General features: G+C 27.5%; 17 protein-coding genes and 1 pseudogene. 13 read left to right on the forward strand and 5 right to left on the reverse strand.

The window, feature by feature from the left end:
• Window positions 1-211: 211 nt before the first annotated feature.
• Both BP997_RS00900 and BP997_RS00905 read right to left on the reverse strand, forming a co-directional pair.
• Complete coding sequence (locus BP997_RS00900) at window positions 212-2449, reverse strand: OB-fold nucleic acid binding domain-containing protein (RefSeq protein WP_413823945.1); 2238 nt, start codon at window positions 2447-2449, stop codon at window positions 212-214.
• A 353-nt stretch (window positions 2450-2802) separates the two neighbouring features.
• Window positions 2803-3189, reverse strand: a complete 387-nt coding sequence (locus BP997_RS00905; protein ID WP_413823943.1) for a desulfoferrodoxin — start codon at window positions 3187-3189, stop codon at window positions 2803-2805.
• 252 nt (window positions 3190-3441) lie between these two features.
• Between BP997_RS00905 and BP997_RS00910 the strand changes: the two genes are divergently transcribed.
• Window positions 3442-4365, forward strand: a complete 924-nt coding sequence (locus tag BP997_RS00910) for a DUF2121 family protein (protein ID WP_413823941.1) — start codon at window positions 3442-3444, stop codon at window positions 4363-4365.
• A gap of 27 nt (window positions 4366-4392) precedes the next feature.
• A complete protein-coding gene (locus tag BP997_RS00915; RefSeq protein WP_413828657.1) occupies window positions 4393-5277 on the forward strand; it encodes an MBL fold metallo-hydrolase in 885 nt (294 codons plus the stop codon).
• Window positions 5278-5290: 13 nt separating this feature from the next.
• Here BP997_RS00915 and aroC read toward each other — a convergent pair whose 3' ends face one another.
• Window positions 5291-6424, reverse strand: coding sequence for a chorismate synthase (gene aroC, locus BP997_RS00920; RefSeq protein WP_413823936.1), 1134 nt, complete (start codon window positions 6422-6424; stop codon window positions 5291-5293).
• 170 nt (window positions 6425-6594) lie between these two features.
• On the opposite strand from aroC, the pseudogene BP997_RS00925 reads away from it, so the two are divergent.
• The 5 genes and pseudogenes from BP997_RS00925 to BP997_RS00945 all read left to right on the forward strand — a co-directional run bounded on the left by BP997_RS00925 (window position 6595) and on the right by BP997_RS00945 (window position 11735).
• Window positions 6595-7312: pseudogene (locus BP997_RS00925) on the forward strand (endonuclease III domain-containing protein).
• An 11-nt stretch (window positions 7313-7323) separates the two neighbouring features.
• Window positions 7324-8319 carry a porphobilinogen synthase gene (gene hemB, locus BP997_RS00930; protein WP_413823934.1) on the forward strand — a complete coding sequence of 332 codons (996 nt, stop codon included), beginning with the start codon at window positions 7324-7326 and terminating at the stop codon, window positions 8317-8319.
• A gap of 29 nt (window positions 8320-8348) precedes the next feature.
• Window positions 8349-9251: a triphosphoribosyl-dephospho-CoA synthase gene (locus tag BP997_RS00935; RefSeq protein WP_413823931.1), complete on the forward strand. Its 903-nt coding sequence runs from the start codon at window positions 8349-8351 to the stop codon at window positions 9249-9251.
• A gap of 122 nt (window positions 9252-9373) precedes the next feature.
• Window positions 9374-10924, forward strand: coding sequence for a phenylalanine--tRNA ligase subunit alpha (locus tag BP997_RS00940; protein ID WP_413823928.1), 1551 nt, complete (start codon window positions 9374-9376; stop codon window positions 10922-10924).
• Between the two features lie 37 nt (window positions 10925-10961).
• Window positions 10962-11735 carry an exodeoxyribonuclease III gene (locus tag BP997_RS00945; RefSeq protein WP_413823925.1) on the forward strand — a complete coding sequence of 258 codons (774 nt, stop codon included), beginning with the start codon at window positions 10962-10964 and terminating at the stop codon, window positions 11733-11735.
• Between the two features lie 90 nt (window positions 11736-11825).
• Here BP997_RS00945 and BP997_RS00950 read toward each other — a convergent pair whose 3' ends face one another.
• Both BP997_RS00950 and BP997_RS00955 read right to left on the reverse strand, forming a co-directional pair.
• Window positions 11826-12509: a TIGR02253 family HAD-type hydrolase gene (locus BP997_RS00950; RefSeq protein WP_413823923.1), complete on the reverse strand. Its 684-nt coding sequence runs from the start codon at window positions 12507-12509 to the stop codon at window positions 11826-11828.
• Window positions 12510-12614: 105 nt separating this feature from the next.
• On the reverse strand, window positions 12615-13292 hold the full coding sequence (locus BP997_RS00955; RefSeq protein WP_413823920.1) for a DNA polymerase domain-containing protein: 678 nt from the start codon (window positions 13290-13292) through the stop codon (window positions 12615-12617).
• Between the two features lie 649 nt (window positions 13293-13941).
• On the opposite strand from BP997_RS00955, the gene BP997_RS00960 reads away from it, so the two are divergent.
• The 6 genes from BP997_RS00960 to fwdF all read left to right on the forward strand — a co-directional run bounded on the left by BP997_RS00960 (window position 13942) and on the right by fwdF (window position 21549).
• Window positions 13942-14319: a 30S ribosomal protein S8e gene (locus BP997_RS00960; protein ID WP_413823918.1), complete on the forward strand. Its 378-nt coding sequence runs from the start codon at window positions 13942-13944 to the stop codon at window positions 14317-14319.
• A 214-nt stretch (window positions 14320-14533) separates the two neighbouring features.
• The gene (hypE, locus tag BP997_RS00965; RefSeq protein WP_413828289.1) at window positions 14534-15544 is read left to right on the forward strand and encodes a hydrogenase expression/formation protein HypE; all 1011 of its coding nucleotides are present in this window, start codon (window positions 14534-14536) and stop codon (window positions 15542-15544) included.
• Window positions 15545-15614: 70 nt separating this feature from the next.
• Window positions 15615-16070, forward strand: coding sequence for an RDD family protein (locus BP997_RS00970; RefSeq protein WP_413823912.1), 456 nt, complete (start codon window positions 15615-15617; stop codon window positions 16068-16070).
• 809 nt (window positions 16071-16879) lie between these two features.
• The gene (locus BP997_RS00975; RefSeq protein ID WP_413828659.1) at window positions 16880-19690 is read left to right on the forward strand and encodes a transglutaminase domain-containing protein; all 2811 of its coding nucleotides are present in this window, start codon (window positions 16880-16882) and stop codon (window positions 19688-19690) included.
• A 171-nt stretch (window positions 19691-19861) separates the two neighbouring features.
• The gene (locus tag BP997_RS00980) at window positions 19862-20320 is read left to right on the forward strand and encodes a phosphopantetheine adenylyltransferase (RefSeq protein WP_413823908.1); all 459 of its coding nucleotides are present in this window, start codon (window positions 19862-19864) and stop codon (window positions 20318-20320) included.
• 230 nt (window positions 20321-20550) lie between these two features.
• Window positions 20551-21549 (forward strand): tungsten-dependent formylmethanofuran dehydrogenase subunit FwdF, encoded by a 999-nt coding sequence (fwdF, locus tag BP997_RS00985; RefSeq protein ID WP_413828261.1) that lies wholly within the window; start codon window positions 20551-20553, stop codon window positions 21547-21549.
• Window positions 21550-21767 lie beyond the last annotated feature (218 nt).

Consider the following 21767-nt stretch of genomic DNA (forward strand, 5'->3'; position numbering starts at 1 on the left):
TTAAACAGTTTAAAATTATTAAACCATATAATGCTCTAGACTTGATTTAAAATTTAGACTTAAAAATAATTAAATGAAAATTAGGTTTATTAAAAAACAAATCCTTAGTAAAATTATACAGAATATGATAAAATTTTAGAAAAAACAAAAATTATATGTAAATAAAATATAATCAAAAATAAATAAATATAAAAAAAGGGGGAATTAAAATTTATTCCTTTTTAGTTAAAGCCTTAACTTCATCAGCAAAAGTGCTTAAAACATCTTCACTTAAACCTTCAACAAACTTAAGACTACCAGCACATTCATGACCTCCACCATCAAGACCAGATTGAGGAACCTTAACAGCAATCTTAGGAATAACATCATTTAAATTAAATCCAAACATTTCATTAACAGCATCCGTAGCTCTAATAACACCAAAATCAGGACCATAAGCTAAAGTAACAATAGGTTTATCCTCACCAATACTTTGAACAACACTATCATGAACAAAACCACAAGTCTTACCTGGTGCAGGGAAAGTGAACTTATGAGCATATTTCTCAACATCTAAAACATTAAAGTAAATACCATTATCCAATTTACTTCTCTTAAGATTAGGAATAGCAGCTTTCAATTGATTATCAACCCGTCTACGATATTCTTTATATAATGCATTAATCATCTTATCATGCTTATCAATATTATCCACACCAAGAATAGTGTCCATAATTCCACGGCCATTCATGAAACGTAAGAAGTAAGATTCAAAATCAATACATTCAGCAACTTTATCTAATTGTTCCCTATCATAATCCTTTTCACCAGCAAGTTTAATATAATCTTCAGCTTCTTTAGATTCGGCATGATCTCCAACTGCTGCAATACCTGGTAGGTGACTAATAAGATCTTTACATTCAGGATTAATAATATGTGCTACTTCAGTTGCTAAAGCTCCAGCAGTAATTTGAGAATCTCCACCAACAAGATAAGGGTTTACATGAGTATCAACATACTCATCAACTGCAACTTTACCGTCCACAACTTCTCCAGGGAAGTGATGATCAATTACAACAATTTCTATATCATAAATTTTAGCTTGCATTAATGCTACAATATCCTCTTCTGTAGAACCATTATCTAATAAAACAATTAATGGTAATTTTTGTCCATGTCTATCTAAATCTTCAAGTGCAAAACTTAAATCTTTAACAACATCTTCTAATTCATAAAATGGTGCTTTACTTGGAGATCTTTTAAAATAATGATATTCAGCTTCATTATCAGGGTTAATTTCTTTTAAAATAGGAACTACAGCTTTTTCCATAGCTACACCTGAACATATTCCATCTGCATCATTATGGTGTCTAATAAGAATAGTTCTTCCATCAAGAATTGCACGACGAATAGCTTTTGCAGCTTCATACATTTTAGGTCGTAACTTATCTAAAGTTGGACTTTCTATTAAAAAGTCTACATCATCAGGTTGTGCTCTTTCATCTAATGCTTTATCAATTAATACTTTTAAATTTTCAGCATCAGCAGTATCTAATTTTTCAATAGATTGTGATTCGATTTGTATTTTTCCACTATGAGTATTTACTTCTCCAATGATTTCTACAAGATCTTCAATTTCTATTTCAGGGTATGCTCTTACGCCTGCTTCATCAAATGCTGCAGCCCATGTGATTCCAGTTTCATCAGTAATTGTAAAAATTGTTGGACCACTAGTTTGTTGTATTTGAATTACTTGAGCTTGTAATTTAACTATACTTTTTAAGTTATCTTCAGTTAAACTTCCAATTTGTGTTCGTTTAATATCCTTTTTAAGTGTTTTTAACTCATAATGATCTAATCTTGCAGGTGCCATGTCTACTTCATGTTTACGTTCTTTTATTTGTATAACTCGAACGAAAATACTATCTCCTACTTTTTGTTTAGGATTACCTGTTCTCATTAAACCCCAAACTTGATTATTTAAACTTACAAATACTCCATATTTTTCCACACGTGTTACTTTTCCTTTATACACGTTTTCTAATTCTAAATCACTCATTTCACATAATTGATCTAGTACCCAAACAATCTGTTTGTATTTACCTTTATCTTCCTTTTGATTTTCATTTTTCATTTTATCTTCCTTGTTTTTCATATGGCAGTCCCTACAATACTCGTACTTATCATCGATTTCTTTTCCACAGGTTTTACAAACATTTATTTCTCCAGTTCCATGGCATTTTTCACATTCTTCATAAACGTTTATGATTCCTTTACCATGACATTGTTCACATGGTATTTCTTCGGTGGCTTCTAAATCAAAATGTTTTTTTGCTTTTTCATTTATACCTTTAAAATGGTTTTTCATATTAATTGTATCGGCATATCCTGTTCCATCACAATCAGGACAGGTTTTTGTATCTACTGTTATGTGTCCATTACCTTTACAATTAGGGCATGATTTTTTCATAAATTTTTTCCTCTCATAAATATTAAAAAAAATTCAATGATTATATTTAATAATAATTAGTTTTAGAATAAGTTTTAAAAAATAATTATACTAAAATAATTTTTTCTTTATAAATAAATAATACTTATAATAATTTAAAGTATATTTTTTTAATGATTTATAATTTATGGAAAAATATATCTTTTAAAATTTTAAAAATCTAATTTATAAAAATCTTTTTTTAAAAATAGAATATAAGAATATAATTAAAATAGCTAATTAAAATAAAAGAACAATTTTTTTTTAGTACTATATTTCAATTAGCTAAAAAACTTTTTTTTTTATTAATTTAAAATATTTTATTTAATTTATTTTTATGAATTCCAAAGACCGTGAACTGTACAATATTCAATTGCTTCACAGTCAGCTACATCAGCACATACATCAAATTCTGCTTTAGGTTCGTCACCTGGTTTGAAAGTTGCAAAGTAAGATTTACCATTAACTTTTAATTCAACAAAAGCAATATAATGTTCATCTTCCATTGGATGAGTTACTTCTCCAACTTCTACAACAATTTTATCCCCTTCTTTTTTAATAATAGGGATGTGTTTTACTCCACCTTCTTCTAATTGTCTAGGTTCAAGTAATTCCATTGCTTGGCCACAGCAGGATAATTCTCCGCCACCAACTGCAGTTACAACAACAATGTTTCCACATACATTACATCTATAAATTTGGAATACTTCACTTACTGCCATATTAATTCATCTCCTATTTTTAAAATTATTTTTCAGTCCATTAAAAAAATTATTTTCAATAAACTTTTTTTTTAGACTGTTAAAGTTTAGTTTGTAACTACATAAATAAATAATTATTTATTTTAAAATAAAATTAAGTTATGAACAAATCAATTTTTCAAAACAAATTATATAAGTAATATAATAAACAAAATCTAAAAATAATTATATTCTAAAATAAGTATGAAAAAATAGTTTAGGGATGTTATAAAATTGAGTTTAATAATAGCTTATATAGGTAAAAAAGGATGTGTAATGGCTAGTGATAAAAGAAGAATAGCGTATTTCGGAGATGCATCTGCAAGAGAAAAATTAGAAGAAGAACTATACACTGGAGAATTAACCTCAGATGAAGAATTAAAAAATAGAGCATCACAATTAGGTATTTCCATAAAAATTACAGAAGATGCAGCTAAAATTAAAAGTGTAGAAGGAACCGTAATGGGTGAAGTTATCACAAAAGGAACAAATGAAACCCGAAGAAAAAGAATTTATGGAACAACCAATGGATACCAAATATTAGAACTTTTAGGATCCAAAGTAACATCTAGAGAATCAGGAAACAGTAGTATAATCCTATTTGGTAATAAAATCACAAAAAATTTAGCAAATAATTTGTTAAAAGCCTACTGGAAACCATCCTACAGTTTAAAATATATGGGAGATATATTTAAGAAAATATTAAGAGAAATATCCCAAAAAACACCCTCAGTAAGTCAAGAATCAGATGTAATATTAGTACAAAAGAATTTAAATTCAAAAGATTCACAAACTTATCTAAATGAAGTTATACAAAGAGATTTAAAATTATTAGGTAAATTCAGAAATCAATTAAAAGAAGATTTAATGGAAAAAACACGAACCATAGAATTAGCAAGAACAATTGTGAATGAAGGAGAAATTGGGGATGTTGTGAGTATTGAAGGCAATATGGTTCAAGTTAAACTAAATAAAAATATTCAAGCTTTTGATGGGAATTGGAAACTTTTAGTAGGTCCTGGTGAAAATGTTATAATGTTTTTTGATATTGATAAAGATGTGAAAATAGGGGATAAAGTAGTAATTTCAAATGAAGAATTATGCACACTTCGAAATAAAACAAGTTTAAAATGTGATATAATCTTATGTAATATTTAAAAAAATTATAAATGGGGAATGTATTCGATGAAAATAACATTTTTAGGGTCTGGTGGTGGTAGATTTGCCACTATTAGTCAAAAAAGAATGACTGGAGGGTTTCGGATTGATGATTTTGCAGGGAAAAATTATTATATTGACCCCGGTCCTGGAGCATTAGTTCGCTCATATCAATTCGGTTTAAATCCAACAACAATAGATGGAGTTTTTGTCTCACATACGCATACTGATCATTATAATGATGCTGAAATATTAATCGAGGCAATGACTAGAGGTATGACTAAAAATTATGGAGTGATTATGGGTAGTCAAAGTGTTTGTGAAGGATATAAAAAATGGGGTCCTGCAATCAGTGATTATCATAAAAGTAAATCTTTAAATATAATGTTAAAACCTGGAGAAGTTAAAAGAACTAAAGACTTCACAATTAAAGGAACAAAAACAATTCATGGAGATCCAACAGGTGTAGGATTCCAAATGAAAGCAGGTAATATCACTGTATCTTATACTTCAGATACTAAATATTTCCCTGAATTATATAAATATCATAAAGATGCTGATATACTTATAGCAAGTGTTTTACGTCCTGGAACTAAATCTATTAAGGGGCATATGTGTACAAATAATTTCTCAAACCTTGTAAATGAAGTTAAACCTAAATTAGCTATTATGACACATTTTGGATTTAAAATGTTAAACAGTAATCCAGTAAATGAGGCAAAAAAAGTTATGCGAAAAACTGGTGTGAAAACTATTGCAGCTTTTGATGGGTTAAAAATTGATATTGATGAAAATAATATTGAAAAATCTAAATATAGTGCTTTAAAAAATCATTTAATGAAAAATAGTAATTTTAATGAGGTTTTTCCATCTGATGTTGAGGAGAAAAAACCTAAAAAAATTTTTAAATAAAGAATAATTATTTTTAGAAACTTGTTTTCTTAATATTACATGGATTAATAAATCCACTTCTTATCATATGATCTGCAAGTACAATTGCTGTTGCAGATTCGCTTACAATAGTTACTCTTGGACATATACATGGATCATGGCGTCCTTCAATAAGTACTGGATTGTTCTCTTTTTCTTTAAGATTTACAGTATTTTGTAGTTTACTTATGCTAGGTGTAGGTTTAATAGCAATACGTGAAATTATTGGCATACCATCACTCATACCACCAAGTATTCCTCCACAATTATTAGTAGTTGTGATAACATCTCTTTTTAAGTTGATATCCTTTTTATCAATCATTGGGTTAAGTATGAATTCATCATTATTTTCACTTCCAAAATTACTTGCAACTTCAAAACCAGCACCAATTTCAACACCTTTAACTGCATTAATTTCCATTAAAGCTTTAGCTAAATCTCCATCTAATTTTCCATAGACTGGTTCACCTAATCCAGTTGGAACACCAGTAGCTATAGTTTCAACAATTCCACCTACACTATCACCAGAATCTTTACATTCTAAAATCAATTTTTCCATTCTTTTTGCAGCATTATTATCAGCACAACGAACAGGATTTAATTTAACTTTCTTATGGATTTCATTTAAAGGTATATCTTCAGCTACAACATTCCCAATCTGAGTAACATGTGAAATGATTTCAATCCCATGAGTTTTTAATAATTTCTTAGCTATAGCTCCTCCAATAACCTGTCCAATAGTGGTTCTACCACTACCACGGCCTCCACCATTATAATCATAGTTACCATATTTACTATACCAACAATAATCCCCATGACCGGGACGAGGAACATTTTTAAGATTACTATAATCTTTAGAATGTTGATTACTATTTAAAACAATACATGCAATTGGTGTTCCATCTGTTCGTCCCTCAAATATTCCAGATAAAATTTCAACATGATCTTTCTCATTTCTCTGACTAGTTAATTTGCTAGTTCCAGGTCGTCTTTTATTCAACTCTATCTGAATATCTTTTTCATTTAATTCTAAATTAGCTGGACATCCATCAACTACTGCCCCTAATGCTCGACCATGGGAAGAACCAAAAGTAGTTATTTGAAACATTTTTCCTGTAGTATTCACCATATAAACATCATTTCCATAATTTTTTTTAGTATAAATAAAATAAAATTAATATTATAATATACAAACTAATATAAATTTTATATTAAGTCATATTTAAACAATATTATAATATATAATAATTAATTTTTAAAAAACAATCAAAAAAAATTAAGAATTAGGATTATTTTTATATGAAAACTAATGAAAATATTTTAAATATAATCTATAAAATACTGCTTGAAAAATATGATTATCAAGGATGGTGGCCATTTCTAAATTATGATGGTGTTAATCCAACAAAAACAGGCAGTATATCAGGTTATCATCCCAGGCCTTTATAATTTCCCAAAGACAGAATCACAAAAAGTTGAAATAATTATGGGAAGTGTATTAACCCAAAATACTTCTTGGCCAAGTGTTGTTAAATCATTAAAAAACTTAAATCAAAAAATAGATTTAACAGCACCTGAAATTCTAAATTATGCTTATAATAATGAAGAGAATTTTAAAGAATCTATAAAACCTAGTGGTTACTATAATCAGAAATATAATTATATTATTAATGTTTTAGAGTTTTATCAAGACTTAAACAGTCAAATTCCAACAAGAAAAGAAATATTAAATGTTAAGGGAGTGGGGAATGAAACTGCTGATTCTATTCTTTTATTTGCATATAAGCAGAAAGAATTCATAGTAGATACATATCTTAAAAGAATATTCATTAATTTAGGTTTAATAGGGCCTAAAGATAATTATATGAAAATTAAAAAATTTTTTCAAAATAATTTTAAAGGTTCAGTAAATGATTATCAAGAATATCATTCACTAATTGATGAACATGCTAAAAATTATTATAATAAAAAACCATATGGTTTAAATGACAATTTATTAAAAAAATTTAAAAAATAGGGGAAAAAATTATGGATTTTCCAACAACTAGAATGAGAAGATTACGAAAAAATGAAGCTATACGTGATATGGTTCGCGAAACAAAACTTTTAAAAGAAGATTTAATCTATCCAATCTTTGTTAAAGATGGATTAGAAAATGGTAAAAAAGAACCAATTCCAACAATGCCTGATGAATACCGGTACAGTATAGATGATGCAGTGGAATATGCTAAAACATTAGAAAACAAAGGTTTAAAATCAATAATAGTTTTCGGAGTACCATTAACTGATGAAAAAGATGAAATAGGTACACCAGCATTTAAATCTACAGGAATTGTTCAAAAAACTATTCGTAAATTAAAAGCTGAAACAAATCTCGTAGTAATAGGAGATGTATGTTTATGTCAATACACCTCACATGGTCACTGTGGATTAATAACTGAAGATGAAAACTGTGATAATAATTTAAAAATCTTAAATGATGAATCATTAGAATATTTATGTAAAGTAGCAGTAAGTCAAGCAGAAGCAGGAGCAGATATTGTAGCACCATCAGACATGATGGATGGTAGAGTTAGTGCAATTAGAGAAGCTTTAGATGAAAATGGTTATGATGATGTAATAATTATGGCTTACTCAGCTAAATATGCTTCAACATTTTATGCACCTTTCAGAGACGCAGCTTGCAGTGCTCCAGGTGAAGGAAATCGTAAGAGTTATCAAATGGATCCAGCAAACAGTAATGAAGCTTTACGAGAAGTAGAATTAGATATATTAGAAGGTGCAGATATTGTAATGGTCAAACCTGCAATTCCATGTTTAGATATTATTAACCGTGTAAGTGAAAATTTCAACATGCCAATAGCTACTTATAGTGTGAGTGGAGAATATTCTATGCTTAAAACAGCAATTAAAGCAGGAGTTTTACCTGAAGAATCCATAATGGAAGCTATGATAGCAATAAAAAGAGCAGGGGCAGAATTAATAATAACTAACTTTGCACCTGAATTATTAGACAAATTATAAAAATAAATTAATAAAGGAGTTAAATTTTAATGTTAAAACCAGAACTCATAGGTAAAATATCATCAATATCAAGTGTTTTAGAAGTAAGTGGATATCCAAAACCTGGAAACGTTCACCGTACACGAGACTTTTTTGACATGTCCTTTGAAGATTTCCTTATCAGTGGAGTAGTAACACAAAACATCATTACCTCCTCAGCAACACAAGCAAAAGAAATACTTAAAGATAATGATTATAGTAAAGCACATATAGGTAAATATATTTTAGAAGCAGTTAAAGAAACTGATAATTGGATAAAAAATAATACTAACCTCGGTATCATGATGTTAGAAGTTCCAATAGCTCAAGCTGCAAGTATTAGTAATGATTTTACAGAAATACAAGAAAATATTGGAAAATTATTAGATGCTACAACAGTGGAAGATGCAGTAAACCTTTATGATGCAATAAATCTTGCAAGTGCTGGAGGAATGGGTGAACAAGAAGAGTATGATGTTCAAAGTGACAATGCAAAAGATGAACTTCGCAAAAATAATCAAACCATGTATGATGTACTGGAAATTTCTGCAGGTTGGGATCAATTAGCATTTGAATTAACAAACAAAATGCCAAAAATCTTCGATATAGGATTCAAAACTTTTGATGAATTAAGAAAAGATAAAAGAACCAACACAGCAACAGTTCAAACATTCTTAACATTACTTTCAAAAGTACCAGATACTTTAATTAGCCGTAAATATGGTGAAGAAGAAGCATCAAAAGTTAGTGAAAGTGCTAAAACTTTACTAAACGAATATGGTGAAGAATATTTTGATAAAGATTTAAACTACTTTGATGACTATCTTTATGAAAACAATTACAATCCAGGAACCACAGCAGATTTAACAGCTGCAAGTATAATGTTAAGCTACTTAAAAGATGAAATGGAATAAAAAAATATTTAAAATTATTTTTTTATAACACTTCTATTTTAAAAAAAATATATAAACTTATTAAAACAAAAACATTATTATTCTATTTTATATTAAAAATTTTTTTTACGGTTGAACATAAAATGAGCGACGATATTACAAAAATTATTAATGAATTACATATTTACGAAAAAAAACTCTTAAAAGAGTTAGAAAAAGACGAAAACATAACACCAGATAAAATAGCTGAAAACACAGGTATGGATATTAAATCAGTTATGAGTGCAGCAGGATCTCTTGCATCAAAAAATATAATAATCATGGAAAAAGATGTAGAAGAACATTTCCAACTAACCTCTGATGGCGCACTATTTGCAGATGAAGGTCTACCAGAACGTAGAGTAATTAATGTACTAAAAGAAAAGAAACAAATACCAATGAAAGACCTTATGGGCGAAGCAGGATTGCAAAAATTTGAAGTCAACATTGCAATGGGTTGGTTAGTTCGTAAACACTGGGCTAAAATTGATAAAGGTGTAATAAGTATAACTGAAGAAGGGGAAAATGCATTTAATAATTTAGGATCTGATGAAGAATTACTTAGCCTCTTAAAAATTAAACATATAATAAACCCATTCGAATTACCTAATAATCTACTAAAAGGATTAAATGAATTAAAAAACCGTAAAAATTTATTAAAAGATACTAAAAAAGTAGATCACTCATTCAAATTAACACCATTAGGTTCAAAAATTTTAGAAACAGGAATAACCATAAAAGAACAAGCAACACAATTAACCCATGAACAATTAGAAAGTGGAGAATATGAAAAATTATCATACCGTCCCTATGATATTAATGCAGAATCACCAAACATATTCCCAGGTAAAATGCATCCACTTAGAAAAATCATAGAAGAAATACGTGATATATTCTTAAACATGGGATTTACAGAATCAGATGGAGATATATTAAACAGTGCATTCTGGAATTTCGATTCACTCTTCCAACCACAAGACCATGCAGCACGTGAAATGCAAGATACATTTTATGTTAAAAACCCAGCACGTGTAGATTTACCAGATAAAGAATTAGTTGAACGTGTAGCAAGCACTCACGAAGACGGAGGAGAAACTTCATCTGAAGGTTGGGGTTATAAATGGGATGTAGAAGTTGCAAAACAATCAGTACTAAGAACTCACACAACAGGAATCAGTACAAAATATTTAGAAAGTCATGAACCTCCATTTAAAATGTTCAGTGTAGGTCGAGTATTCCGTAGAGAAACAATTAATTATAAACACTTACCAGAATTCCATCAAGTAGAAGGAGTAGTAGCTGGTGAAAACATTAATTTCCAAAACCTTTTAGGAATCTTAAGAGAATTTTATAAAAAATTAGGATTCACACAAGTACGTTTCAGACCAGCATATTTCCCTTACACTTACCTAAGTATAGAAACTGAAGTATTCTTTGAAGAAAAAGATTCATGGATAGAATTAGGTGGAGCTGGAATGTTCCGTCCTGAAGTATTAAAACCATTAGGAATAGATACTCCTGCATTAGCATTCGGTTTAGGAATTGAAAGATTAGCAATGTTACGTTATGATATAAATGATATAAGAATGCTATATAAAAGTGATATCAAATGGTTAAGAGAACTACCATTAGATAAAGGAATCAAATTAGATTAAAAAAAAAGAATTTAAAAAAAAATAGGTTGGAATAAAAATGTCTGAGTTAGAATTAATATCATGGAATGTAAATGGTATCAGAGCTATACATCGTAAAGGTTTCATAGATTGGTTAAGTGAAAATAAACCAGATATAATTTCAATACAAGAAACCAAAGCTCAAATAGACCAATTACCAAAAAAATTAATAAATATACCAGATTACACTAGCTATTTCAACAGTGCAGAACGTAAAGGATACAGTGGAGTAGCAACCTATTCACAAATTAAACCTAAAAATGTTATAAATGGAATGGGAATAGAAAAATTCGACACTGAAGGCCGCTTACTAAGAATAGATTACGATGAATTCACCCTATTAAATATTTACTACCCAAATGGTGGATCTGGAGAAGAACGTTTACAATATAAATTAGATTTCTATGATGCTTTCCTAGACTATGCAAATAAACTACGGGATGAAGGAACTAATCTTGTAATTTGTGGTGATTTAAACACTGCACATAATCCTATAGATCTTGCAAGACCTAAAGCTAATGAAGAAGTTTCAGGATTTTTACCTATAGAAAGAGAATGGGTTTCTAAATTCTTAAGTAATGGTTATGTTGATACATTTCGTGAATTCAACCAAGAACCTGATCAATATACTTGGTGGAGTTACCGTACTAAAGCACGTGACCGAAATGTAGGTTGGAGATTAGATTACTTCTTTGTAAATGAAGAATTTTTAGATAAAGTAGTTGATTCCTATATTTTATCTGATGTAATGGGATCTGATCATTGCCCAATAGGTTTAAAATTAGATTTATAAAAAAAATAGGGATGAAATTTTTTCAAGAAAGGGAAATTTATATTTTTCCCTTTATATTAATTACTGTTTTTAATTATTTACTATTTTTTTTTATAAGATTGTGTTTAATTCTGAGATATTGTTTAAAACTTTTAATTCAATATTTTCTTCAATTATTCTTTCTTCAGATTCTAAATCAATATTTGAATTTACAAGGACGGTTTTCATTCCAGCATTTGCAGCTCCAATAATATCCACATCTAATTTATTACCAACCATTATACTTTTCTCTGCTTTACAATTCATTTTTGATAGAGCTTCTTCGAATATGTGACGATTTGGTTTTTTAAATCCTACTTCTTCTGAAGTTATTACTTCATCAAAAAATCCATGGATATTTAATCGGATTAATTTTTCCCATTGTTTTATTGTGATTCCGTTACTTATTGCTCCTAATTTATAACCTTTAGTTTTTAAGTATAATAATGTTTGAGTAGTTCTGGGAAATGGTCGGAGTAATGCGAATTTCACATTATGGTAAGTAGTCATTCCTAATGCTATAAGGAATGGATCTTCTTCTCCTAAAACTGTTTTAGTTAATACATTAAAGTGTTTATCATAATTACTTCCTTTTTGTTCAATTATTTCTTTAAGTAAATCATAAGCTTCATCTTTTTCTAATGGTAATCCGTTTTCCACCATCATTTCAATTGCAGCTCTTCGGGCTGTTTCAGCGAAGCTTGAAGTATCTAATAATGTATCATCTATATCAAAAAATACTGCTTTTTCTTCCAATTTATTATCTCCACATTTATTCATTCTTATTCACAAATTATAAATATTAATTTTTATTATATTTTTTTAAGTTTATATAAATTTTTATTAAACATAATTTTAATTTTAAAAGAAGTCATCTAAACTTTGTTGTTTTTCATTAGTTGCTAAATTAGCTAAATCTTCCTTAGTATATCCTAAAGATTCCATTATTCTTGATACTGCAGGTAAAACTTGATTATTAATATAATAATCTGCATCATAAACTACATCTTCACTGAATTCATAAGGGACTGCTCTTTGACTTATAGATCCTTTACCTTTTTTTATTACATAGCGTATAATGGTCCCTTTTCCAATTTCCATACCTTTTTCTTCCATTTTTTTTGCAGCTATTACATGAGGACCTATTTGTTTATATTCTGATAATTTTTTAGTAATTTGGGTATGAATAACTAAATCTTCTAAATTAACATTTCCTGATTTTATTTTTTTTAAATTTTTACCAATTATTTTTACTGCTTTGTTAATGTTACCCTCTTTAAGAATGGCTTCTAATATGTTTTCTTGGGTTTGTTTTGCTATTGGGGCCCAATCTCTTCTAACCAGCTCTAATCCTTTAGCTATTATTTTTCCATTTTCAATTACAGCATATCTTTTTTTGGTTAAAAAGAATCCTCTGCGATAAAATCCTTCATATTCTAATTCCATAGTTGAAGGTAATGTACTATTAAAAGTGCCTAAAAATTCTTTAACTTTTTTTTGAATTTCAATTTCTTTTTTTGTTTGTGTTTTAGATTCCATATTTAAGTGGCACCTGAAAAAATATTTTTTTTTTCAATTTTATTATATTTAATTATGTTTCTTATATTATAATAAATTTTTTAACTATTTTTTTAATTTTATTAAGTTTATTCCTTTTTTCTTTAGTATTTAATGAGTCTTAATAATTAATGCTAATGTTTATATAATATGTAAATACATATACTATATTATAATTCTAATTATCTGTTTTTTTGATTATATTTCTTGCATTTTCAAAAAAATTATTCAATAAATTAGAATAATCAACATTAATTACTTGCTTAATTTTTATTAGTAAAATATTTTTTTTGTCTCGAAAAAATATTTGTTTATACAATAAAATAGAACCTTTAATAAAATTTTTTTGAGAAAAATTTTTGTAAAAATTTTAAAATTTGCATATTTTAACATAATATTTATATATAATATTAAACATAATATTTTGATATTATACTTATAAAGAAGACTCTAATTTTTTTCAATTATATAAAAATATAGAAAAATAATTTTTATTGTTTATTAAACTTATTTAATAGAAAAAACTTTTTAAAGAGTTTTATTTTAATTAACTTTTCCAAAAGAGAATTTTAGGAAAAAACTTTTATTATTAAAAAAATGTATAATTAATTTATAAAATGGTGATTATAAAATGGCAATTAGTCAAGGAAAATCTACCAGAGGACCATCTGGTAAAAGAAACATTTCAATGCGTGGAAAAAGAAAATTCGAATTAGGAAGAGATCCTGCTGAAACCAGACTTGGTGAAAAGAATCTTAGAAAAATAAGAACCCACGGTGGTAATTTTAAAAACCGATTAGCTGAAGGAAACACTATAAACATTATAAATCCAGAAAATAATAATGCTGAAAATGCTGAAATCTATAATGTTATTGAAAATAAAGCTAATCCCAACTATGTTAGACGTAACATCATAACCAAAGGAGCTATTGTTGAAACTAGTGCTGGTAAAGCAAAAGTAACTAGTCGTCCTGGTCAAGATGGTGTTATTAACGGTGTGCTTATTTAAGCATACTAATTAATCTTTTTTTTTATTTAATTCATTATTTTTAATATATTATAAATTAACTATTTTTGTTTACATAAACTATTTTAAATACTTATAATAAATTACATAATGTTATTTTTTAATTCTATAAATCTAATTTTAAAATAAAAAGATAAATAATCGTTTCTTTTTATTTAATTAAAAACAAATTATTAAAAACAATGGAGTATACTTTATGAAAATAGGAATGAACCATGGAGCCGGTGGAGAGGTAATGGAAAACCTTATAAAAGACACTATCCTTGGAAATGTAACTAAAAAAGCGGTTAATGATGGAATTGGATTAGATTCATTAGATGATGGAGCAACTATTCCAATTGGAAATCAACAAATTGTAATAACAACTGATGGACATACTGTAAATCCATTATTCTTCCCTGGAGGGGATATTGGTAGAATCGCAGCTGCGGGAACCATAAATGATGTAAGTATGATGGGGGCAAAACCTTTAGCAATTACAAATTCAATGATAATTCAAGAAGGATTTCCAGAAGAATCATTAGATACAATCATGAAATCTATGGATGCTTGTTGTCAAGAGGTAGATGTTGCAATAGTTGCTGGAGATACTAAAGTAATGGAATCTGATAAATTAGATGGTATTGTTATATCAACTACTGGATTAGGTATAGTTGATAATGATAAAGTTATAAGAGATTCAACTTTAGAAATAGGAGATAAAATCATAATAACTGGAACTGTAGGAGATCATGGTTTAAGTTTAATGAGTTTAAGAGAAGGTATTAACTTCGAATCAACATTACAAAGTGATGTTGCGCCAATGTGGGGAATTGTTGAAAAAGCAACCGCTGCTGGAGAAATTCATGCAATGAAAGACCCTACACGTGGAGGATTTGCTAATGCTATAAATGAAATGGCAGATAAATCCGGAGTAGGAGTACTTCTCCAAGATGATAGTATACCTATCCGTGATGAAGTTCGTGGAGTTAGTGACATGTTAGGTATAGATCCTTATGAAGTTGCTAATGAAGGAAAAGTAGTAATGGGTGTTAAAGCAAGCGATGCCGAAGATATTTTAAAAGCTATTAAAAAAGATAAATATGGTAAAAACGCTGCAATAATAGGTGAAGTCACTGATGACAATCATGTATTAGTTGAAACACCTGTTGGTGGTGTAAGAATCATGGAAACACCAATTGCTGATCCGGTTCCAAGAGTTTGTTAAAAAAATAGTTTTTATATATTATTAATATAATAAATATTAATAGATTATTAATATAGGTGGCAAAAAATTTATGGTTAAAATTGAATACTTTAAACAAAGAGCTGGTGCTTACATAGTAGACTTTTTTGTCGTATCAGCATTCATGTGGATAATATCCTATGTTCTTTTTTTATTCGCAAATCATTATAATGTATTTGCAATATACCATTACTTCATCTTTGTATTACCAATAATTCAAATAATTTATTTCACTGTGCTTGAAAAAGTTAATCACGCAACATTAGGTAAAAGTTTATTTGATATAGAAGTTCAATCTACTAATCAAGACTTATCATATGCCCAAACATTTGTTAGAAGTATTTCTAAAATTTATTGGGTAATTATTATATTAGATATTTTAGTAGGTATCATAGTTAAAAAAGATGATAGATTTCTTGATTATATCTCAAGAACTGTTATTGTAAAAAAAGAATTTGAAGATAATTCTCAAGATGATGTTGAAGATAAAGAAGAATTAATAAACTAAATTTTTGTTAATGAAAAACACATTTTTTTCATTAAATCAACTTTTTTTAAAATAATTTTATTAAACTTATCTAAAACCTTTTTTTATAAAAATATTAATCAAAAATTAATTAACACTATTTTTAAAACAGTTAAATAAAACAAGTTATTAAACATAATTAAATTACAATATTATACTATTTTTAACATTTTATAATCATATTAATACTCATATATAAGTATTAAATATTTATTTTTAATAATGATATAATATTTACTCTTAAATTTAGAAATCTTAATTAATTAATTAATGAAACTTTATTAGTAAGTTAATTTTTTTTTAAATAGATAATTGAATATATATTTATTAATAGTTTCAAATTCACTTAATTTTTCAAAGGTAATTTTAATCTTTATAAACTTTAAACTTACCTATTCAGTTTATAGTTCCAAAAACTATTTTAATTTAAAATTAAATATATTTATACTTTTCTTAAGCTTTTAAAATTAAAAAGCATTGATTTTATTAATTTTTTATCGTAGTTAGTTTTATATATTTTCACTATATAAAAATATGTATAATAATTGTGGAAAAATATTTCACCCAAAAAAATACACCTTTTATTTTTCACATAAAAAAAATTATTATTAATATTAAAAATTAATTATTTTCTTGAATATTTTTTTTAAGAAATAAAAGGATTAAAAAAAAAATTAAATTTTTAGAAATATTTTTAAAAAGCTTATTTTTTTTAGGTGATTAAATATTATAAAATAATTTTTTCATAATTACTAGAAAATTATAATTTAATAAATTGAGGTGGAAAAATTTTGATAAAAAACAAAGCATTTATTCTTGTACTGTCATTAATACTTTTTATTAGTATTAGTGGAGTTTGTGCAAGTAATGCTAGTGATGTATCAAACAATCCAAATTTATGTAGTAATATTAACCAAATCTCAGATTTAACTAATAGTACTTCTCAAGTTTCAAATAATATTGAAACTTCTCAGGATGTTGCTTCCAACTCATCCACTAATGGGAATATTGCAAATAGTGCAAATACTACAACTAGTGATAATAATTTGGATAGTTCTAATAGTAAGGTGGTTTTACAATCTTCACAAAGTATGTTGAGTCAAACAAATAATAATGTCATTCTTGGGGATACTTATCTATCAACTACCACTACAATGAATTGTTCAGGAAATACAGTATATAAAGGAGATAACTTTATAGTATCACTCCTTGATGGAAATAACAATGGAATATCTGGTCAAACAATAGCTTTAGATTTTAAATTTGGTTCTAATAATAAAACCTACTTCCTAACTACAAATAGTAATGGGGAAGTGAGTATACCAATTAACTTAGCACCTAATACTTATACAGTTACTTATTCTTATTCTGGATCAACTAATTATTCTGCAAGCAGTAATTCTGTGGATTTAACTGTTATTAATGGAATTTATACTATTATTAATCTTTTAAATAATACAGTTCCTAAAGGAAACAGTTTAACAGTTTCATTAACTGATATTAATGGAAACCCTTTAAGTAATCGACAAGTTAATGTAATATTTGGAAAAGGAACACAATATACTAATCCTTATACAATAACTACAAATTCAGAAGGTAAAGCAAATATTCAAGTAAATCTTGCACTTGGATCATATGATGTTTATTATACCTATAATGGAGATAATACATATCGTAATGTTTCAGGATCATCTCCTATTTCTGTAGTTACTCCAACAGTTTCTAAAACAAATACTATAATCAATGGTAAAAATTTAACTGTTTACACTAATTATGAAAACATATTATACAATATTACACTTCTAGATGCATCAGGTAATCCTGTAAGTGATAAAAATATTTTTGTCTCTATTAATGGTTTATCTTTTGAAATTGTAACTAATGAAAAAGGTGTTGCAAGTTTATATTTACCTAATGGTTATTCTGCAGGAACATACTCAATAACCTATAATTTTAAAGGAGATTCAACTTACAATTCATGTCAAGGTACTAATTCTTTCATAGTTAACAATTACAATACAAATAAAACCGATACAGTTTTAACTGCGGATAATATAAGTATGATTCAAAATGATGGTACTAATGTAAGTGTTATCTTAACAGATATTAATGGTAAAGTACTTATAGGTCAACATATTTGTATAACATTTTCCGTAGGGACTAATAGTAAAGATTATTATGCAACTACAGATAATGCAGGTAAAGCAACTTTACCAATAGGTTTAACTAAAGGGGAATATACTGTTAAATATTCATTTACAGGTAATAGTAATTATAATCCAAGTAGTGTTGTTATTGATTTAACAATATCTGCTCCTAAAACTCCTACTTTAATCAAATCTTCAAATCTTACTATGTATCAAGGTTCAGGTCAATCTTACACATTAACATTAATTGATATTTATGGAAATACAATAGCAAATAAAGAAATGTTAATAGTATTCACTAAAGCATCTGGACAGAAATTTAACTATACTTATACTACAGATGAAAATGGTATAATAAACATACCTATAGGATTAGCAGTAGGAACTTATACTATTCAAGGATTCTATTCTGGAGATTCAGTTTACAGTGCTTGTAGTGGAGATATTCAAAATATAATTGTTAATCCTCAACCAGTTAGTTCTGATATAAGTATTAATCAAATAATCTCTGGGGCTATTTCTATACGAGATTATGTTTTAGCTAATTCTCTCCTACCTGACAGTATAACTCTTAATGATAAGACATATTCTATAGGGGATTTTGCATATTATGTTGCTCAAGCAATTGTTAATATTAATTCTGGAAATACTAATAGTGTAACTCTTAAAGATGTTACTGCTGCACCTAACCCTAATGGGGATTATATTAATGGTAAGTATGATATGGATAAACTTGTAAATGTGGCTATTAAAGTTGCTACTTTTGTTGATAATCATGGTTATGATCCTAATTATGTAGCTACTTCTTTAGGTCAAATGTCATTTGATGATTATACTTATGCTATGGTGAAAGCTTTAATATTCTATTCAGAGAATGGTCGTTTCCCTAATTTTGTTTCTATTGTTTCTTCTTCAGTAAATGGTGGTACTTCTAGTGATTTACCTACTAATCAGTTTGTATCTGGTTTAAATGAACGGAATAATGGTGCAGATGCAAGTGCATATTATGCTAATAGTACTAGTTGGAAATGTAATTCTCAAAGCAGTGCCATTATATCTTTAGCTAATAGTTTAACTTCAAGTTTAACTACTCAAGCTGATAAAGCTACTGCTATATTTAATTATGTTAGAGATGACATTAGTTATAGTTACTATAGTAATAGTGTTAGAGGTGCTTCTGGTACTTTATCTGCAGGTAAAGGAAACTGTGTAGATCAAGCTAGTCTTGTTATTGCTCTTTGTAGAGCTGCAGGTTTAGCTGCTAGATACTGTCATGGTCAAGGATGTACATTTAGTAGTGGTTTAGTTACTGGACATGTTTGGGCACAAATTCTTATTGGAGACACATGGTATTCAGCTGATGCTACTAGTGTTAGAAATAGTTTAGGTCATGTAGTAAATTGGAATGTGTATTCATTTTCAGATTTACATAAATATGTTGTAGTGCCATTTTAGATTCAATATGTTTTAATTAAAAATTTATTATTAGAGTTTATTTATTTTTTTTTTTTAAACTCATTATCTTATTTTTTATTATTTTTTTCATAAAACTTTAAATAAATTAAAAGTGTATACTTATTTAGGTAATTATAAAATTTGATTTATTTTTTTTAAAGGTTTTTGTTTATGGTTAAAAAGTATAAGAAAGTAGCTGTTGGTGGAACTTTTGATAAGTTTCATTATGGACATAGGGAATTAATTGGAAAAGCTTTTGAGATTGGTGAAGAAGTAGAGATTGGTGTTACTTCAAATGCTTTTGGGGGTTTAAAAGGAGATATAGATTCTTGTGACGTTCGTATGGGTAATTTAAATAATTTTCTTAAGGGATCTCATGCTAATTTCCATATTAGTCGTTTAGATGATCCTTTTGGGCCGTCTATTGATGATCCAGATTATGATGCTATAGTTGTTAGTCTCGAAACAGAACCTAATGCTCATAAAATTAATGAGATTAGAGAAAATAAAGGTATGAAACCTTTAGATATTATTGTTATTAATTTTGTTTTAGCAGTTGATGACGTGCCTATTTCCAGTACCCGGATTCGTGCTGGTGAAATTGATAAAAAGGGACGTCTTTTGAAATAATTATTTGATTATTTCAATTTTTTTTAAAAAAATACGATATGTTTATATATTCATTTCGTTAAATAATTAAATATAAACTCTTATATTATAGAATGTTTATAAATATTCAATAGTTAAAAAAAATATTATTCAAAATATAATACATTAAAAGAGCGAAGAGAATAAAAATGGTTATGGACACATTTTTTAACTATTCCAAAAGATAAAAAATAAATTTTCGGGGTTTTCAAATGGTAGTTATTGAAAGAAATGGTAATGAAAAAAGAAAATTAATGCATAAAAATGATAAATGTGTAGGTTGTGGAATATGTGCACAATTATGCCCAACACAATCATTAGAATTAGGTCCAATAGCAGACATCTCAAGAGGCAAAACCAACCAAGATAAAATAAAAATAGAAAAAGACAGTTGTGTGCTCTGTGGATTATGTGCATCAGTATGTGCATTCGATGCATTAAACTTAGAAATAGACGGAAAAAACATACAAGACTTACCTAATTATCCAAAATGGACACACTTCTCAGAAATTGATGAAGAAAACTGTATCTACTGTGGAAAATGTAGTTATAGTTGCCCACAAGACGCAGTCTTTTTCCAAAGAAACTTACCAAAACCAACAGATTTAATTCATGGAAACATATCAATAAATGAAGATGACTGTTTATACTGTAAAATTTGTGAAGAATTATGTCCTGTAAGTGCAATAACAATAAAAGCAATTCCAGAATCTTCAACTAGAACAGATTTAGCAGTACCAAATAATATAGAAGTGGATTTAGATAAATGTGTACAATGTGGAGTATGTAAACGAGCATGTCCACAAAATGCAATAAAACAAGTCTGTGACACATGTATGTATGCTGATGAATTACCAGAACCAGAAATAACTGGAAAAACATTCATTGATAATAATTGTGTTTACTGTGGATATTGTAAAGAATTATGCCCAGAAGACACAATAAAAGTAGTTAAACCATTCGATGGAGAAATGCTAATTCCAGAAGCAGAAGAATGTAAAGATTGTCAAGATTGTATAGAAGTATGTCCATGTAATGCTTTAGAAATTAAAGATGGATTTTTATCACTTAATGAAGAAAGATGTATTCTCTGTGGCGCATGTGTAAATGCTTGTCCTTTAGATGCCCTACAATTACGTAGATTAAGTATGAAACTTGAAAACATAACAAACGCATCCTGGCAAAAAATCATAGGAAAACTCTTAGAATAAAAATAAATATTAAATAATTTTTTTTTAGAAATATAAAAAAATGAAAAATTAATTTTCATTTTATTCTAAAAAAAATATTATTCTCTCTTTTAATAAAATAAATTGCTTTTTTTAACCATTTTTCACTATTTTCTAATTATAACCTAATATTAAACCTTTATCTGTCCATTATTAAACATTAATTTTATATATTAAAATAATTATATTAATTTATAATC

The sequence above is a fragment of the Methanobrevibacter sp. UBA412 genome (assembly GCA_002495685.1).
Lineage (GTDB): Archaea > Methanobacteriota > Methanobacteria > Methanobacteriales > Methanobacteriaceae > Methanobrevibacter_A > Methanobrevibacter_A acididurans.

What these genes read in the sequence shown, in the direction of transcription:
- fwdF (WP_413828261.1), top strand. Translation starts at nt 20,551, where the DNA reads ATGGTAGTTATTGAAAGAAATGGTAATGAAAAAAGAAAATTAATGCAT.
- BP997_RS00915 (WP_413828657.1), top strand. Translation starts at nt 4,393, where the DNA reads ATGAAAATAACATTTTTAGGGTCTGGTGGTGGTAGATTTGCCACTATT.
- aroC (WP_413823936.1), bottom strand. Translation starts at nt 6,424, where the DNA reads ATGGTGAATACTACAGGAAAAATGTTTCAAATAACTACTTTTGGTTCT.
- BP997_RS00955 (WP_413823920.1), bottom strand. Translation starts at nt 13,292, where the DNA reads ATGGAATCTAAAACACAAACAAAAAAAGAAATTGAAATTCAAAAAAAA.
- BP997_RS00940 (WP_413823928.1), top strand. Translation starts at nt 9,374, where the DNA reads ATGAGCGACGATATTACAAAAATTATTAATGAATTACATATTTACGAA.
- BP997_RS00945 (WP_413823925.1), top strand. Translation starts at nt 10,962, where the DNA reads ATGTCTGAGTTAGAATTAATATCATGGAATGTAAATGGTATCAGAGCT.
- BP997_RS00900 (WP_413823945.1), bottom strand. Translation starts at nt 2,449, where the DNA reads ATGAAAAAATCATGCCCTAATTGTAAAGGTAATGGACACATAACAGTA.
- BP997_RS00935 (WP_413823931.1), top strand. Translation starts at nt 8,349, where the DNA reads ATGTTAAAACCAGAACTCATAGGTAAAATATCATCAATATCAAGTGTT.
- BP997_RS00970 (WP_413823912.1), top strand. Translation starts at nt 15,615, where the DNA reads ATGGTTAAAATTGAATACTTTAAACAAAGAGCTGGTGCTTACATAGTA.
- BP997_RS00905 (WP_413823943.1), bottom strand. Translation starts at nt 3,189, where the DNA reads ATGGCAGTAAGTGAAGTATTCCAAATTTATAGATGTAATGTATGTGGA.
- hemB (WP_413823934.1), top strand. Translation starts at nt 7,324, where the DNA reads ATGGATTTTCCAACAACTAGAATGAGAAGATTACGAAAAAATGAAGCT.
- BP997_RS00960 (WP_413823918.1), top strand. Translation starts at nt 13,942, where the DNA reads ATGGCAATTAGTCAAGGAAAATCTACCAGAGGACCATCTGGTAAAAGA.
- BP997_RS00980 (WP_413823908.1), top strand. Translation starts at nt 19,862, where the DNA reads ATGGTTAAAAAGTATAAGAAAGTAGCTGTTGGTGGAACTTTTGATAAG.
- hypE (WP_413828289.1), top strand. Translation starts at nt 14,534, where the DNA reads ATGAAAATAGGAATGAACCATGGAGCCGGTGGAGAGGTAATGGAAAAC.